The organism is Butyrivibrio sp. AC2005 (assembly GCF_000424145.1).
Lineage (GTDB): Bacteria > Bacillota > Clostridia > Lachnospirales > Lachnospiraceae > Butyrivibrio.
Map to the genome: position 1 here is coordinate 13,945 of NZ_AUJI01000018.1, position 14,385 is coordinate 28,329.

Annotated in this window: 12 protein-coding genes; all 12 read right to left on the reverse strand. The window is 35.6% G+C overall.

All coding sequences use genetic code 11. The annotated features are described in order from the left end of the window. Positions 1–592: 592 nt before the first annotated feature. Complete coding sequence (locus G602_RS0105935) at positions 593–1,399, reverse strand: DUF2971 domain-containing protein (RefSeq protein WP_026658160.1); 807 nt, start codon at positions 1,397–1,399, stop codon at positions 593–595. Between the two features lie 57 nt (positions 1,400–1,456). Continuing rightward, complete coding sequence (locus G602_RS0105940; protein WP_026658161.1) at positions 1,457–1,831, reverse strand: DUF6985 domain-containing protein; 375 nt, start codon at positions 1,829–1,831, stop codon at positions 1,457–1,459. Between the two features lie 9 nt (positions 1,832–1,840). After that, positions 1,841–2,677: an HNH endonuclease signature motif containing protein gene (locus tag G602_RS28630; RefSeq protein ID WP_049945080.1), complete on the reverse strand. Its 837-nt coding sequence runs from the start codon at positions 2,675–2,677 to the stop codon at positions 1,841–1,843. Continuing rightward, entirely contained in the window at positions 2,677–6,054 is a 3,378-nt protein-coding gene (locus G602_RS31335; RefSeq protein WP_049945081.1) for an ATP-binding protein, read from the reverse strand. The genes G602_RS28630 and G602_RS31335 overlap by 1 nt, the downstream gene beginning before the upstream one ends. 13 nt (positions 6,055–6,067) lie before the next feature. After that, positions 6,068–8,218 carry a tetratricopeptide repeat protein gene (locus tag G602_RS0105955; protein WP_026658162.1) on the reverse strand — a complete coding sequence of 717 codons (2,151 nt, stop codon included), beginning with the start codon at positions 8,216–8,218 and terminating at the stop codon, positions 6,068–6,070. A gap of 58 nt (positions 8,219–8,276) precedes the next feature. Next, positions 8,277–9,227 (reverse strand): helix-turn-helix transcriptional regulator, encoded by a 951-nt coding sequence (locus G602_RS0105960; protein WP_026658163.1) that lies wholly within the window; start codon positions 9,225–9,227, stop codon positions 8,277–8,279. Positions 9,228–9,668: 441 nt separating this feature from the next. Continuing rightward, entirely contained in the window at positions 9,669–10,262 is a 594-nt protein-coding gene (locus G602_RS0105970; RefSeq protein ID WP_026658166.1) for a hypothetical protein, read from the reverse strand. Between the two features lie 124 nt (positions 10,263–10,386). Then, complete coding sequence (locus tag G602_RS25430; protein WP_081675852.1) at positions 10,387–11,313, reverse strand: ADP-ribosylglycohydrolase family protein; 927 nt, start codon at positions 11,311–11,313, stop codon at positions 10,387–10,389. Positions 11,314–11,363: 50 nt separating this feature from the next. Further along, the gene (locus G602_RS0105980) at positions 11,364–12,266 is read right to left on the reverse strand and encodes a hypothetical protein (protein ID WP_026658167.1); all 903 of its coding nucleotides are present in this window, start codon (positions 12,264–12,266) and stop codon (positions 11,364–11,366) included. A 143-nt stretch (positions 12,267–12,409) separates the two neighbouring features. Beyond that, a complete protein-coding gene (locus G602_RS0105985) occupies positions 12,410–12,652 on the reverse strand; it encodes a hypothetical protein (RefSeq protein WP_026658168.1) in 243 nt (80 codons plus the stop codon). A 318-nt stretch (positions 12,653–12,970) separates the two neighbouring features. Beyond that, positions 12,971–14,194, reverse strand: a complete 1,224-nt coding sequence (locus G602_RS0105990) for a hypothetical protein (RefSeq protein WP_155829703.1) — start codon at positions 14,192–14,194, stop codon at positions 12,971–12,973. Further along, complete coding sequence (locus G602_RS0105995; protein WP_026658170.1) at positions 14,122–14,385, reverse strand: hypothetical protein; 264 nt, start codon at positions 14,383–14,385, stop codon at positions 14,122–14,124. Before G602_RS0105995 ends, G602_RS0105990 begins: the two co-directional genes overlap by 73 nt.

Here is a 14,385-nt window from a genome sequence, read left to right on the forward strand (position 1 = left end):
TTGCGTGCCTATAAACGCAAGCAACACCAAGTCATGAGTTTCCGCTCGGATGCGAGCATTGATTACCTTTGTCAGAGCATGAGCATGCTTCTGTCATTAAGACAGGATTCAGAATCCAGCGTATATGACAGTGTATCGAAGATCTTCGATAGACAAAAGGCCGGTAGATCGACTTGATGAATCAAGTGTAGTCTACCGGTCTTCGTATCTCAAGCTAGGGTCTGAACTGTAACGTGTAAACCTAGATAATTACTTTTTTTTCAGAATCTATAAATTTCTTCTAAATTCGTTTTTCTGCTTTTAAATAGAAAAATCTCAAAAAGTATGAATTTCTCCCTTTTGAAATTTTATTTCCCATTCAAGTCCATCCATGCATTATATTCAATGAATAATCTTAAATACGTGTAAAACAATTCTTTTACGCCAGCCTAAGATATCCAATTCAACCGCCCTACTATTAATTGAAGAAGTTATCTAGACTTTTGCCTAACATTAATTGAAATAGTTATCACATGTCGGTTTAACAAAAACTATAAAATGTTTAATGGACGAGTTCTGAAAGAGCGGTCTCATAAAACCGAAGCTGAAAAATTTATCTCAAATCTTCAGCTTCTAGTTCATATGAACACTCGTCTTTATAATTCATTTTATAAAGCCCTATTTTCTTTGCACCTATTTTTTCTTTTATTTTTTCAATATCCTTTTGGTCTATATTAATACCCAGATAAATGTTTTTTATTTTGCAAGGTATTACTACAGCCTTTTTCGCCAATATAATTTCATAATTATCGTCATAACTACTATCGTCATAGTATGCATAGTTTACAGGAATAGATTCTTCCTTTCTGTCATACTCATTTTTACAGTGGTATGTCATTGTAATACGATCTTTCGGCTCTATTTTGTAAATAGCACGGATTTCTCTTTCATACTCCCAATCTAATGACTTATACATTAAAATTTCAGTTAGGTAATTTTTGATATCATCACTTATAGTTGGTATTTCGGGCACATACGATACAGTATCAATAGTGTATATCTTCTTTTTAATATCCTGCATATCATACTCTATACATACCCCGCGATGCCCATCTGCATAATGCGCCCACATCAAAGGTTGTTTGTAACATTGAGCCACACATAGAAGTCTATATTCTTTTACCAATATATCACGAACATCATCACAATTCTCAATATAAGTAAGTGTTTCTTTCTTCCCAATGTTTTCAAAATAATCTTGGCACTCATCAAAAATGCCCAGTCTTACCACTGCTTCGCATGGATCGTTTAGGTTAGGTATATATGTGAATGCAATTTGCTCGTTTTCAATATTCTTGTATGTGTATTCATTTTTCAATGAAAAATATTTATAACAGCTTTTCATCTCATCTATATCCATACCATATTCCCCTATATTATTTCTGGTTAATCTCCAATAGAAAAAGAGCCTCTGGCATTATAAATAAGCATCTACCGGAATTGCTTCCATTTTAGGAGTAAGACATATAGCTATTCCATCTTCAACATTTTCAGTATCATCAAAAAGCATTGCCATAGTCCCATCTCTATCTATCTTTAATAAAGCTGGTTTATATTTTTTCTCAGCATTTCCATCATAATTCAACAATGCCTCCTCAGTTCTTTTAATCCACTCATCTCTATTTCTAAGGAAATCAGAATATGCATTTTCTTGTGCTTCAGTAATTAAATCATTTTCATAGAATGAATCCGCACTTACTGTAATTTTATATCCAAGCCCGAAAATCACTAATGATAGACTTGTTTCCCAGCCCATATTAAATTTTACTTCTCCGAACACTCTATTGTTCATATTAGTCTCCTATTCTTGAGATCTGCCTCCATCATGAGGAATATTAGCATGTATTTCATTTGGTACTTTTTGCATGGTTTGCTTATTTTCGCACTCATGCCACGTATAATTATTCGCACTCATCCACGCTTTAACATCATACGGAGAACATCCTCGCTGCTCAGCAAGTGCTACATACGCCTTATTGAAATTTCTATTTTTTTCAGCATTGCCTCCTGTTTCAAACCCTTCTATCTCTACGGTCCCTCGGGAAATATCGCTAAAGTCAGGGAAGCCATTTTTAAACTCGATACCATCAATCCCATATTTATCAAGCAGCTCCCCCCATGTTTTATTCTCAGGATTGCTATATGGTTTAGTCCCTTCCTTGCTCTTTTCCGGAGGCACGTATTCTCTATCTGGATGCCATATAGAATTTCCCCTTTCACCTTCCCACTCTCCATTGCTAAATGGTGTTCTGGGAAGATCCTCATTTAGTCCATTATTCATATCAAGCTTATTTCCCATTTTATCATGAGTTATATCTTTATCTGAAATAATGCGCCCCCGTTCATCAGTAATATATTTCTGGCCATCTAATTCATATTCAGCATTTGGAGCCAGCTCATCGTTAACCCTATACAAAGTTCCATTATCATCATAATAAAACTTCTTACCATCTTGTATTTCTTCATGTGGGTTAACTATCGCATCTGTTTCACCAGCATCATTCCCTTGTTTAAAAAAATCATCAAGGGCTTTCCTTGCCTCATCAGGAATGCTTTCTCCCTCAGGTTTTATGTCTTTGTAGTTTTCTGTTTCAATTTTGAATGTTTCTTTCAGCTCATTAACAGGAATTTCACTCATTAGCAAGTACCTCCTAAATCCACAATAAGCTCTTTAAAACGGCAAAGAATATCATTATAGCCTGGATCTCTCAGCGATTGTTCCTGTACTATCAGATTCATAATTCTATCAATTTGCCAGTGTGAATAATTGGTCAAATTTGGTATTAAGTTTTCTTTCACAGACTTAACCCATTCAGTGATATCGCTTATTTCCTTAGATTTTTCAATTGCTTGATCTGCTTTAAAATAATCGTAAACAAGTGTCCGCAAAGCACTTGTCTGTATATCGTCACTTGCATTAATATAATTCATAAAATCACATTTTACAGAGGTATCCAATTTAGACCTAAGAATTTGTTCCTTTAACTTAATAATATCGCCTTTTTCGCCTTTCAGTAAAATATTCTCATGCATTATATTATCAAGCAGACGTTTACCAACTATATCACTATTCACAGAAATACTCTGATAGTTTTTCGAATCCTCACTCATTACAGCATCATCGACGTATGCATCAACCTTACACAATACTGGTTCTAGCCAATCATTTTGAGAAATGGCAGCAACTCCGGTTTCAAGTTTAGATAACTCAATAATCTGATCATCATTTAATCCCGACGCTTTCCCAACCAATTCACGGTCAGAAAAATCAGGTAATCGTAATATTATTTTTGTATTAGTGTTTCTTATTACTGACATATCCAGCAATCCCGGGGCTTGGTCTGCGATAATAAATCCCTCCCCGTAGCTTCTCATCTCAGCTATTGAATTAGCCAACATTTCCACGGCTTTACCCTGCATATTAGATGAGTCAGATGTTTGTTGCGTTGATACGCGTTTAAGAAGATTATGAGCTTCTTCCAAAACAGTGATATGCTTTAATTCATCGTTTAAATTAGCTCCTAAAGCTCTTTCTTCCATCCTGTGCTCCTGCAGCTTTAGCACAAGAATTCCCATAATTAAAGATTTTGTTTCTGAAGCCCCAACTCTACTTAAGTCAACGATAGCTTTCTGATCAAACAATTCACAATCTGAAAGGTCATCTGTCGTAAATACCAGTCCATTTATTCCGTTCGTTAATGACTTAAGCCTAGTAACTAGTGATCCTATATAATCACCTTTGTTTTCAGCAGAATAGTCACTTTGGCCTAAAACTATTCTTATCTGCCTAACAACATCAGTAAATGTAGGAAAAATCTTCTCATCATATTTATTTGTTGATTTTTCCAAATCCCACCCAGCCATTATATATGATCGTTCAATCGCATCTTTCAAAATGGCGGGCATTGCTGCATACATAGGCCAACACACATTAAAAATCTCAACTAGGCGATCCAAATGCTCTAAAATGTGTATATGTGCTGGGAATCTGAATGGATTAAGTCTAAGCATCCGAATATTTTCAATATTCGGATTTGTTCCAAAGACAACAACCCCTTTTCGTTTACCTATAATATCTTTATATTCTCCTTTAGCTGGTTCAACCACAAGATAGCTGATATTCTTGCTTTCTGCATTTTCAAGTAATTTATATATAGTATTGGACTTTCCAGAACCAGTAGATCCCGTAATAAATGTATGCTTAGTGAGACTGTTAATATCTACTACAACATCTATTTCTTTTTCTATTTGTCCCATATGGTAAAGTTTTCCTACATTAAAAGCATATAAAGATTCACATATATTTCTACCAAATTCTGCATGGTCTAAAACCGGAAGTCCAATTACAGATTTTACTGGCAACCCCAAATGCAATGGCAATTCCAATCCACTTACAATAGTACCTGGTGTTTGCGTTATATACACACCCTCGTTTTGCTCATCTATAGGCATTGCAAATATAGGATGTGCAAAACGTCGTAAGTATTCTTTCATGCTAACTACTATATCTTCATCATTCCAAGTGTTAACCGCTCCTCGCTCTATTGATGTACCTTCTCCCATCATCAATGCTTTATATGTATTAGCTGCTAAAAGAGAATTTTCCCTCTTACTAGACAAAAAATAAGCCCCACAGCTATATGCTCCATAGTCTTCGCATTCCTGAGTTCTTTGCAATTGTTCATCAATTCTTTTTAAGATTTCCTCGATATTTTTGTTTATTAATTCAACTTGCAACGCTTTTCCGCTTTGTGTCGTGTTTGTTGTTCCCTCAGTAGTAGTATCTACTCTTCCATCTGACTTATTCAAACTATCACTATCTGTGGATCCGTCAGTTACAGTTTCAGATTCATTAACAGCATGCGAATAACCTCCACCTATTTCAGCGTTAACCCCTAAAGACTTGCCAATAGATTCTGCTATCCCCTCTGTCGCAGTGCTGCCTTGCATTAAAGAACCCGCTATTCCTCCTACTAAACCTGCAGCCTTTACTACCCCTAACACCGCACCAACACCTGGAATTGATATTGCTGAAACCGGAATAGAAGCTGCAATCCCAGAGACTCCTTTAATAAGCTCCCCTGCTTTCGATTTTTTTGTTGGTGAATTAATCGATGAATTCTTTCCCATTTCAGCCGATTTCGAGCTATTAACACCAATATTTGCATTAATGTTAATTGTATCTGCTGTACCTCTAGTTTGGGCCAATGTATGACTTTTTGTGTGTGTAACGCCTTCTGTAATCGTCTGCGATATACCATGACTCATACTATTCATTACTGAACTACTTTCGCCTTCATTATATGTCCATGTACTCTTTTTGAATGATGAAAGCGAACTGTAAATATTCTGATACCCCAGCCTCATCTCTGTCATTGATTGTGGACCAATTGGCTCTGCAATGAATAAAGCTGTATATGGTTTACCATGCATTGCATCAATTAGTTTTTCAATCCCCTGTACAAAGTCTTTCTTTTCAGTCTTATTCTTATCCCTAATAGAAGCCACACATGACACAGAAGAAATAGTGTTTACTTTATCCCTAAATATATCATTCAAAAGAGATGGAATCTTGCTAGATGCTGATACATTTGTATATCTGCTTCCAGGGAAATTGCTAATAAACCCCTCCTTCAATGCTCTATACGAGGTACTCAAAACCGTCTCTAAATCATCGCCTATATAATTTGGAGCTCTTACTCCCATATAAATATTAACCTTTTCATCTATACCTATTGAATCTATAACAAGAAAAACACTGCATCCTAACGAAGATGCTGAATTATAAACAGTTGAAAGCTTTTGGAAGACATCCTCATTTTTTTTGCAGGTAAGTTGTTTTAGTTGAAACATTCTGATACATCTTCCAGGATCTTCATCAACAAGTAATTCATTTGGAAAAACCAAGGTATAATATGATAAGTAGTCAAGATATTCTTTATAAACGGTATTCCTTGTAAGCATCAAGGACTTATTAAGTTCATCATAATTGCGTTTATCAACTATTTCGCCCATTTTTCCTCACATCCTATTTCATGTTTTGAATTTTCTTTATCATTTCCTTTGCTTTATCCGACCCATGATCAGAAGCCTTTATGTAAAGTTGCATCATTTCTTGACCAGCTACAGTATTAACAATGTCTTTATAATGTTTTTTTTCTGCTATTACTATTCCCAAAACATTAAACAGCGTAGGCTTCATCAGTTTATCTCTCAGCCCTTTTGGCATTAGTAAGCAATCATAAAGGTTTGCGACATTATATAATAATTCAGGATCATTTTCTTCGTTCTCGCTGGCCTTTTTCAGCCAGTGCAATGCATTTTCAACATCACCATTATTTCCGTAATAACATGCTACGCTAAATTGAGCCTGAGGATATCCTTGATCAGCCGACTTTTGCATCCATTTTATTGCCCTATTTTTATCTGCTTCAACTCCAATTCCATGAAGATAGCAATCTCCTAAATGATATTGAGCAGAAGCGTGTCCTTTCAAAGCAGCTGTTTTATATGTCTCAAACGCCTTATTTATGTTTTTATCTGTACCAATTCCGTACATATAGCAGCCCGCCAAAAAGTACATGCCATCTATGTTTTCCTGAGCTGCTGCTTTCTGAAACCATTTTACCGCCAAAACTTCATTCTTCTCACAACCAGCTCCACATAAATAATGGCAACCCAAATTAACCTGTGCCACTGAATGCCCTAGTTCAGCTGCTTTTTTAAACCAAGCATTAGCCTCCTTCTCGTCTTTTTCTACACCTCTTCCATTAAAATATATATCTCCCAAATAGACAAATGACTCTATATCTCCTAGTTCAGCAGCACATTTAAAAAGCTTTACTGCTATAGCTCCATCTTTTTCTACACCATCACCATTTGCATAGCATTCTGCTAAATTTCTTTTCGCTTCTGCAAAACCTTGATCTGATGCTTTTTCAAACCACTGCACCGCTAGAACACTATTTTTTTCTACTACTGTTCCGTTCAAATAACATAACCCAAGTACATTTTGCATCTCCGAATTTTCATATCCATTACATATACTGGTTTCGAGCATTTTTACTGCTTTAAATATATCTTCTTCAACCCCAATTCCACGAAAATAGCAGCAACCTAGTACGACCTGTGCATCTAAATCTCCTTGATCAGCACTCTTTTTTAACAGCTCAACCCCATATTCCTCATATTTAGGAACACCATCCCCTTTAAGGTAACGCGAACCTAGCACACGTTGGGCTGACGCATGGTTTTGTGCAACAGCTTTTTCAAGCCATTTCACTGCCTCGTCAGAATTAAGTACACATCCCAATAAGTATTGGGAATCAGCATCCCCCTTCTCAGCAGCCCTACGTAAGTATTTTATTGCTTCATCTTGATCCGCAGCTATGTCCTCTCCAAAAAGGAATAATCTTCCTACTTCAAATGAAGATATATCATCCCCTTTATCAGAGGCGTCCTTATAATAATTTATCGCTACTGGTACATTTTTTTCCACTCCATATCCACATAGATAACAGCAAGCCAAAGCCTGCATTGCTTCTGCGCATTCTTCATTAGCTGCTTTCTCAAACCATACAACAGCCTCTTCCGGACTCACATTAGTGCCAATTCCATCTCTATAACACTCTCCTAAATGAAACATAGCTTTTACGTGTCCTTGCTCAGCTGCTTTTTTATAGAACATAAGTGCTTGTTTTACTTCCTGTTCTGTATAAATTCCATTATGATCCTTCAACATATTTACTATAATTTCGGCATACTTGAACTGCCCTTCGGCATTACCTTTTTGTGCCAATAAATAATAAACATTCTTTGCCTCATCTGGCTTTCCAAGATATTCAAATCTTCTTGCCTTACGGTACAATTCTTCAATAGATAATGAATATTTAATATCTACGTTATAATACCCATTCTTCTTTAAACACTCTTCAAAAACAGCCTTGTCCTTTTCACTTCCATGAAAGACAAAGCATATTTCCACTTCTTCATCTTCCAACATGTTTTTAATTTCTTCGACTATCCCCGCCCAAGTCACTCGCCCTTTAATTGGTGTAAACCATTCGCTAATATCCTTTCCCTTTATAGGATCAATATCAAGTTTGCTATCTCCAACAATTACTTCGCAAATATCACTGGAATTAAGAGTTATTTCTACATTCGTCTTTTTCAAACTCATTTTATAAAGCTCCCTTTTTACAAAGACACTCCATGTTATAAAACATTGTTTTGGATCTTCATCTAACCTTTACCAAATCCCCTTGACTTCTCAACCACATATCTATACCATCTCCAAACACTTCTGCTTCTATAAGGTATTTGCCATCATCTTCGCCTAATATTTTTGCAGTAGGGATCTTATCTAAAACCGCATCTACTGAGTAACCAGAATACTCAAACTTGACTTTTCTTAGTTTTCCTCCGTACATAAACTGAATCCTTTTGCGATATTCCCCTTCCTCAAATTTATCCTTGTATGGAGTTGAGAAGTGTTCTTCCGTTACCTTGAGCTTTTTTATTCTGTCTATGCGATAAATAGTCGGATATGCATCGTTTGGTTCTTTAAATGCAGTTGCTCTGTCAATGTTCTGGATTCGACCTGCAAGGTAGAAGTAAAACTCAGAAAAAAGGATCGCCAATGGTTCTATTATTCTGTGTTTTGGGGTATGCCCTTGTATTCCTTGATAGTCGAATTCTATTAAATAATGTGCATTTATGGCGTTACCAAGAAGCATCATTTTATCCAGAAACTTTTGCTTATGAGTCAGTTCAACATAATGGAACCGTTCATTTCGCATTAGATCATTAACAAGCTTTTGGTTTTTAAGTGGAACACAGCACTCGATCAGTCGATCCAGGATATTATCCATCTCCTTTTTTGAAAAGGCTCGGCTGCTCAGGATGATCTTACATATTGCTAGAATCTCATCATTTGAAAGCTTAAGGTTATCTGCCTGTTCAATCCTGTAACCTTTGATGGAATAGTCATAAATCAGGTTATTAGGAATTCCGTCAGTTACAGCCTGATTGTCAAGGAACAACCTTATCTGCTCAATATCTCTCTGAATACTCTTTTCGGATACTCCAAAGCGCTCAGCTTCCTCTGTTTTATAAATAACCCTGCCATTCATAAGTCTTGAATAGATTGATAATGCTCTGCTGCTTTTTCCTTCTCTTTCCTCTAACATATGCTCACCCGTTTTTGTTTTTAGTCTAACAATCTAATTGGACACATCATGACCTTATATAATTTTTTCTTATTCTAGAAGCTTCTAAAAAAAACAGGGAATTCCATGCGGAATCCCCTGTTCCAATTATAGCATCATTAAATTATATCAACATAAAATCACGAGTACTAATTATTAATTTTTCATAAACTTAAAAACGTTGATACGTTTTATTTATTCCTATACTTTCTTGTTATTAATGTAAGATCTCCCGTATTAGTTTTAAATTGTCTTACTTTAAACTTCTCAAGATTTAACCCGTGAGATATTAGAGCCGAAGGAATATTTGTACAAATTTTCTGTGAACTAAATTGCACGGAGCGAATCTGTTTTGACCTTGATTTACTTTGAAAAAATAACTTCATAATTGCACCTTCTTTCTATCAATCAGCTGCATTACCACTAACTTTTATTATCAAACTCGCCCTTTATCCACATAAAAACTGAATTAGCTGAGTCATCTCTGGAGGACTCTTTATCCTTATCATCGTTACTATCCTCATCTTTATCTGTTGTGTCAGCTTCGTCGGTTTTGAACAACTTGCCAATTTCTTCATCTGCAGTTGATGCTCCGACAATAGCGGAAACAATTGAATCAGCATAACGTTGCATTAGACTTCCCGCTGCATATATTCCATTATCTAGCATCTCATAAGTTAATACAGCATCATCACCTTCTAGAGAGATATATTTAACATAGCGAATCTCATTATTATCATCTATCTGCCATGTTCCTCTATAAATATTGCAGTTGAGTAGAAACAGCAGGTGTTCCAGTTCTCTGCGAGTTTTCTTTTCTATTCCAATTTCTGGATACGCAGTTATTGTGCAACCATTACCATCTTCATCAACAACCAAGTTACATCCGATACTGGAAATAACACCATCAAGTCTAAATCCATAATCATATCGCATAATGTTCTCGTCATAGTCAAAATGTAGTTCTTCTTTTTCAAGATAGTTATTTACGCTTTCTAATATTTGATCAACCTTCATGCTTGAATCTCCTTTCAGACAAGGTATTTCTTTGATTCTAAGCTCATCTTACTCTTAAACATGGTCATTATTTGTCCCACACACGGAATCTTTTATGAATACTTTGTAATTTATATAGAAACCATCACAGGCCACCTATCATAGCTGTAACATGATCTAGCATGTTTTTTATATCCAGTTCTTCATATTCAAACACAAATGGGACTTCATCGAGCTTTCTGTCCTTCTTTTTAAGAACCACTTTATTATAGAATTCAAAATCTCTAGGCTTTAGTTCATGCTGATTAGTGATATTAGTCAGTACACCATTCCTCATATCATCCGGAATACTATATACTACTTCTGCAAGGGAACCGGCAATGCACGCTATCGTGTCGCTGTCACCTCCGATAGATATTGCATTCCGTATTACGTCTTCAAAAGAATTGCCCTCAAGAAAAGCTATTATTGCTTCCGGTACTGAGCGTTGACAGGATACATGGAATACATAATCCTTACGAATTTCATCGAGTTTTCTGTCTAAATCATAATCAAATGTATCTGTAATATATTGTTTAACGTAATCTTTATCCTTACCTGTCCTCAGAAGATAAATGCCAGCTGCAACTGCCTGTGCGCCTTTTATGCCTTCAGGATGATTGTGCGTTGTTTCAGCAGTAATCTGTGCAATTTGCAGAGTATCTTCAAGCGAATCACAAACCCATCCAACAGGAGAAACTCTCATTGCTGAGCCATTTCCATAACTTCCATAGGGTTTGCGGTTAGGATTGCGCAGCCATTTTTTAAAATTGCCGCCATAGCCCTTATGAGGATATGTATTTCCATAAGCAACCATTATTTCAACGCATTTATCAAAGAGAGTTTTTTCATATCCTTCTTTTTTCTCTTTTATATCCTTATAGCAGGATAAAAGTGCTTTTGATATGGCTATAGTCATTATGCTGTCATCGGTAGGTGTACTGAATTTAGTCAGCTTAACAAGTTCTTTTTCCTTTATATTATCGAATTCATATATACTGCCATATACATCTCCAATTATTGCACCTAACATCTTTATGCCCTCCTATCCCTATAGACTATTTCATCAGTTAACACAGGTATTTAATGTTCGTAGCGTTTAAGCAGGCTGCTCAGAGTTCCTTCTCCACGAGCTATTCTTTTGGCATCCTGGACTATTGTAGGGATTCTTCCATCTACATATTCCAAATGCAAAGGGTTAACTTTTTCTTCCTGGAAAGATTGTCTTTTTTTACCGGAAAGCCATTCAACAGTTACACATGTATCTGTAAATGTTCCACATTCTTTATTTTGCTTTCTTATTACTGATTCTTTGGTGGGAGTTTTTGGGAATAATCTTATCAGTCCCATATTCCGGTCGGTATCGCCTGCAATACGGACAACATCAAGATCTTTAAATGGGAGTGGAATTTCTATATATGGGGATAAATCTTTTTCATCAGACATCATTATTGAAATGACTGATATAAGGGGATCTTCGGCAGAGTAATGATATTCCATTATCCCGGCTTCAGTATATTGTATGAAAGCACTTTCATATTTGTATGCTTTATTTCCTGAGGTAAAAAGCCTATTTTTCCTTATGCGGAACTTACTATGCAGGTTATACCATTTGTCTGCGGAAGTGTATGTCTTGATGTATTCTTTCAGATATAAAGAAACACTTTCGAAATCTTTTGCGATGCATATCTCATCAAAACGATCATCATCAGTCTGTTTTAACACAGCAAACACATACTTTCCGTTATCGTTGTCTGCAAAGAAATCCATAAAGGCGCTTTCCTCAGCTAAATGTGTATCGATCTTATCCTTAAAGTCAGGAGCTGTCATAGGTGTTATATCTTTAAGTAAGCTTAGCCTTTTTTGCAGAGGAAGTTCTTTGTCGTTCCAGATGAAAATCGCCCATTCTTCCGGGGTGGGCTCATATCCTATATTAGCCCAGTATTTCTTAACGGATTCTGAAATCTTATACATATCAAAATTCATATGAACATACTCCTTAGACACTTAAAAGCTTGTGTTCCATATCAAATTCTTACTTCCCTGAGAAATGCTAATTTACATCCTCTATTAATATTATAAAAATAGCATGGTCATAATATGACCATGCTACAGACCTTTAGAAATATTTAATTATCCATTTGTCCTCCGACTTCCATATAATTTCCATCAAAGGGATCATTTACGGTGTTTCCGGAGTTCATAGCGTCCTTATTCTCTGATTTTTTTGTGAATTTTGTTATCCTGCTATAAATCATATTCCCCGCAATGACTGCAACGGTTGTAACGCAGAGTCTTATTGCCATATCTGCAATTATGTTCCCTGATCTTATATTTTTTGTAACATTGTCAATGATTTCAAATTCTGTCATAATGCACCTCCTTGTTGTTAGTGTTTGTATCTGTTATGTTTACTATAAATAATGAGATGGACTAAAAATGTCCATCTCAAAATAATAATTCGCCATTTTCATTTTCAATTTTGATAATTGCTTCTAAAGAGGATAAATCACCATCCACCACAGCCCGTAAATAACTATGATGAAAGAACTGATCCTTATTTATTATGTGCTCTTTTAAATAACACACGCAAAGGATCGGTAACCTTATATGTTTTCTTTTTTTAAACTATTCTGTTGACTTTTGAAAGCTCACGAAAGTCTCTCCATACTCCTTGCCAGCACAGGTGTTTAATGTTCGTAGCGTTTAAGCTCTTCTTGTAGTTTATATTTATAGAGGCACATCATACGGCAATATCCAATAGATTCACCTTTATAAGGAAGATGCCTTATCCTTAAACAAGAATCAATGTACCATTGCTCAAATCCAGACTTCACCATTAAATCTATAAAATGGTCAGGTAATTTCTTGCCACTACTTACCATGGCAGTGATATTATAGGCATCATCTTCGTCTAAACCTTGATTCAGACAGGATTCATACAGATCTTCTCTATGAATGATTATTTCTGATAAAGATTTACCATCATCAAGAAAGTTTTTTCCATTATCTGTCCAGGTTCCGTCTCCGGAACTAAGGCCATATATTCTGACCATATCACTGAATGAATCTGGTTTAATGCTATTAAAAATATCATTTATTATTTTCTTATCAGCTTTAGTGGGATTTTTGTTAATAACGAATTGGAATGCAAAATCCAATATACTTTTCTTCTCTTTGTCGTTCTTTACATTCCAAATAATATTGTTTGCATTTTGTGTTTGATGATATTTTGAATCAATCTTGACAAAACATTCGTCATAATACCAGCTTTTGCATATTGTTTCTAGGCAATCAATGATTTTCGAGAGCTGATTATGGGTTATCCAATCGTTTGCCCAGCTATCTATACAAATATCATGCGAGGTTATTTCCTTATAGTCCTTAATTGAATTCCATGCTGCTTCTCTTGTGATTCCAAATGAGAAATTGGGAATCACAGTTCCTTTTTGGTAATACCTTGATGTATCCGCTAAATTAAACCCGTCCCGTATCAGGTACTTTCCACAAATAGGACATTGTTTCTCAGGCAATTCTAAACCAGAATACAGTTTCCTTTTAGAAATAAATTCAGTATACCTACATTTCATGCATCTATAATGGGGAGGCAGCGGGTTGACTGCAGCTGTTACTCCTAAGAGATAAAGTACAAACGAGTTACACATGCCTCCTTCTGGTATATACCAGTCTATATCCATATTGCGACAAGCATCTTCGCAAAGCCTGTATATTCCTGCATGTTTTTCGCCTATAGCTACCAATTCATTTTCTAATCTTTTTTTTATTTCAGGATGAACTTCCTGTCCGTATAATTCATGTAATCTGGTATAACATCTGTTTCTTAATTCTTCAAAGCATCCTTTCCAAGATGGATACCCGTTCTTGTAAGTAAAACCTTTTTTCTTTTTTCCCACGTCAGGACTCCTTTTTTATATCTGTTTTTTTTATATTTCTGTCCAGCTTTTAGCAATACTCTGAGTGGATCTATAAAAATATATTTTGCCTTTGCTATAAATCTTTCATTTCCTATATCACTACTTCTTATTTCAACAGATGGATGCATCACTTCATCATGAAAGTGTACTTCTATATATTTTCTTTTCAT

Bases quoted from the DNA above. Each gene is read 5' to 3' on its own strand.
- G602_RS0105935 (WP_026658160.1), bottom strand. From the start codon at position 1,399: ATGGATATAGATGAGATGAAAAGCTGTTATAAATATTTTTCATTGAAA.
- G602_RS0105940 (WP_026658161.1), bottom strand. From the start codon at position 1,831: ATGAACAATAGAGTGTTCGGAGAAGTAAAATTTAATATGGGCTGGGAA.
- G602_RS28630 (WP_049945080.1), bottom strand. From the start codon at position 2,677: ATGAGTGAAATTCCTGTTAATGAGCTGAAAGAAACATTCAAAATTGAA.
- G602_RS31335 (WP_049945081.1), bottom strand. From the start codon at position 6,054: ATGGGCGAAATAGTTGATAAACGCAATTATGATGAACTTAATAAGTCC.
- G602_RS0105955 (WP_026658162.1), bottom strand. From the start codon at position 8,218: ATGAGTTTGAAAAAGACGAATGTAGAAATAACTCTTAATTCCAGTGAT.
- G602_RS0105960 (WP_026658163.1), bottom strand. From the start codon at position 9,227: ATGTTAGAGGAAAGAGAAGGAAAAAGCAGCAGAGCATTATCAATCTAT.
- G602_RS0105970 (WP_026658166.1), bottom strand. From the start codon at position 10,262: ATGAAGGTTGATCAAATATTAGAAAGCGTAAATAACTATCTTGAAAAA.
- G602_RS25430 (WP_081675852.1), bottom strand. From the start codon at position 11,313: ATGTTAGGTGCAATAATTGGAGATGTATATGGCAGTATATATGAATTC.
- G602_RS0105980 (WP_026658167.1), bottom strand. From the start codon at position 12,266: ATGAATTTTGATATGTATAAGATTTCAGAATCCGTTAAGAAATACTGG.
- G602_RS0105985 (WP_026658168.1), bottom strand. From the start codon at position 12,652: ATGACAGAATTTGAAATCATTGACAATGTTACAAAAAATATAAGATCA.
- G602_RS0105995 (WP_026658170.1), bottom strand. From the start codon at position 14,385: ATGAAAAGAAAATATATAGAAGTACACTTTCATGATGAAGTGATGCAT.